Here is a 1,699-nt window from a genome sequence, read left to right as displayed (position 1 = left end):
GTCGGCGCCTTGGACCACCGCCTCTATCTCGGCGAGGTGCTGGTAGTGGTAGCGCAGTGGCGACAGCGTCACCTCGGGTTCACCGGGCTCACCGTCTCGGAGGATCAGCAGCCCCTCGGCCGGGACACGTTCGGGCAGCACCTCACCGCGCAGGGCGGTGGCGGGCAGTGCCGAGAGCCGCGCGTGCAGCGCGGCGAGGATGGTTTCGCGAGGGGTGGGCATCGTGATCCCGGTTCTCCGGGACCGGCCCGGTTTCAGTGATCCCTGTCGCTTTTCGGGGCTGGCAGGTTCGCCAGCCGTCGCGGCAGGTCGGACCGGGCGTACAGGAAATCGATGATGATCACCTGCTCGGCGTCCTCGATGAAGACGATGAAATGCTGGCCCGCGCGCGCGAACCGAAGGTCCTCGGGCAAGTTCGGATCGATGAGGCGACGGCAATCCTGCGACATGGCTGTGCCTGCCGCGATATCGCGGCACACGGCGATCAGGTCTTCCTCATAGGCCGTCGCCTGTCGTGGCCCGAAGGTCTCCACCGTCCAGTTTGCAATGTCGATCAGCGAGACTTCCGCGCCCCGCGTCAGGCGCCAGGGTTTCGGCATCAGGACCGGGCGCGCGCAGCCGCAAAGGTTCGACGGATGGCGTCCTCACCGGAACCCTCGGCCAGATCGCCCCGGCACGCTTCGTCGAGACTCGAGATCAGCCGGGTCCGCAACTCGCCCAGCTCGCTCTCCTCGCGTTCGAGCAGCCGCAGACCCGCCCGCAGGGCTTCCGAAGCATTCTGGTAGCGCCCCGATGCGACCAGCCGGTCGACAAGGTCGGATTGGGTATCGGTCAGAACGACGTTTCGCGTGGCCATGCGGATCTCCATGCAGACCGTTAGCAATATATGCCAATGACGCCATCCTGTCGACCACCGCCGTTCAAAACCGGGTTTCGACCCACTTGGCCACGATCAGCCCCGGCACACCGTCCAATGCCCGGTCTGCATCCCGCGCAAGGTCCAGCCGCTTCGGCAGCTTGACCTGCGGCACCAGCAGGAAGATCGGCACCGTCGTGCGCCCGCGGCCAGTCTTCGACCGCGACGCGACGCCGAGCCCCCGGCTGTTCAGCCGTCCTTCGGCAACGAGCAGGCTCGGCCCGTGCGGCGATAGACGAAGCGCAGGCGCAGGCCACGGCGGCGCTCCCATTCGCCGGGCGTGATCCTGCCACCGCGCAGGGACTTGCCCGCGGCGGGCAGCGGGATCGCCAGCCAGAACCCATCTTTCGAGCGGATCAGCGGGCCTGTGTCGTGGGCGCTGACGATGACAGGCGCATTCGACCAGACCAGCGCCGCGGCGTTCAGGCTCTCGCCAGCCTTCGGATAGGTCTGGCTGCAGATCGAGTTTGCCAGCCGCCGCCCGAGCCCCGCACCGGTGATCTAGCCGCGCCAGGCGGTCTTCAGCCCGGTGCCCGCCTCGCGCATAGCGGCGGTGACGGCTTTCTCGCCCGCCTTCACCTCGGCGGCCATGGCGACGACGAGGTCCGGCGTGATGTCGAGTTTCAACTTCATCGCGGTCAGGCCGGGCACAGGTCGACGGTCCAGACGAGCCGCTCGCGGTCGCGGACGGGCTCGCCCTGGATGAGGAAGGCCTCGCCGTCGATCTCGATCCGGTCGCCGGGGCGCGGGCTCGCCACCTCGGAAAGGCGCAGATCCAGCCGT

General features: G+C 68.2%; 3 protein-coding genes and 2 pseudogenes. All 5 read right to left on the bottom strand.

The features are described 5' to 3' along the window. A pseudogene (locus ENN83_RS02115) lies at positions 1 to 222 on the bottom strand (acyl-CoA transferase); the annotation flags it as partial. 32 nt (positions 223 to 254) lie between these two features. Next, positions 255 to 599, bottom strand: coding sequence for a type II toxin-antitoxin system RelE/ParE family toxin (locus tag ENN83_RS02110; RefSeq protein ID WP_287183504.1), 345 nt, complete (start codon positions 597 to 599; stop codon positions 255 to 257). Next, the gene (locus tag ENN83_RS02105; protein ID WP_287183501.1) at positions 599 to 856 is read right to left on the bottom strand and encodes a type II toxin-antitoxin system ParD family antitoxin; all 258 of its coding nucleotides are present in this window, start codon (positions 854 to 856) and stop codon (positions 599 to 601) included. Before ENN83_RS02105 ends, ENN83_RS02110 begins: the two co-directional genes overlap by 1 nt. Before the next feature lie 64 nt (positions 857 to 920). Then, positions 921 to 1,549, bottom strand: a pseudogene (locus ENN83_RS02100) (DUF6441 family protein). A 5-nt stretch (positions 1,550 to 1,554) separates the two neighbouring features. Next, positions 1,555 to 1,699: head-tail joining protein (locus tag ENN83_RS17270; RefSeq protein WP_422662629.1), on the bottom strand; the 145-nt coding region annotated here is incomplete at its 5' end.

The organism is Rhodovulum sp. (genome assembly GCF_011048875.1).
Taxonomy (GTDB): Bacteria; Pseudomonadota; Alphaproteobacteria; order Rhodobacterales; family Rhodobacteraceae; genus Rhodovulum; species Rhodovulum tesquicola.
Note: the sequence above shows the minus strand (reverse complement) of the source record. Positions and strands in the feature narration are given on the sequence as shown.